Below are 336 nucleotides of genomic sequence, written 5' to 3'. Positions count from 1 at the left end.
GAAATTTAGGTTTTGGTAAGCATCGTTTTTGTACGTAACTTATTCAAATCTCTTCATTTCTACGGTGGTTTACTTTGAATTCACGGTAAAATTCACATAACAAGCAATTCAAGTGGATTCTCAACGCATGGCAGTTTTACTATGCGTCAGGTAAAGTGTTTTACGGTGCAATGCAGCGGCTTGGCCAGTGCGTTGTTCACCACTTAATTGGGCGTTATGTGTTTGATGAGTTTTTAGGGTTAACTCTACGATTTCATAGAGAATTCGTTCCGTATTTTCGGCAAGTTGGCTTGGTCGAAATGGATTCTTGAACAACCTGAGATTGATCGTTTTCAA

General features: G+C 39.0%; 1 protein-coding gene. It reads right to left on the bottom strand.

The genetic code is table 11. The features are described from left to right. Positions 1–120 precede the first annotated feature (120 nt). Positions 121–336: hypothetical protein (locus tag EYW48_RS21640; RefSeq protein WP_277433097.1), on the bottom strand; the 216-nt coding region annotated here is incomplete at its 5' end.

The sequence above is a fragment of the Vibrio sp. 1180_3 genome (genome assembly GCF_029478545.1).
Taxonomy (GTDB): Bacteria; Pseudomonadota; Gammaproteobacteria; order Enterobacterales; family Vibrionaceae; genus Vibrio; species Vibrio aestuarianus.
This window is presented reverse-complemented; position numbering and strand designations above follow the sequence as displayed.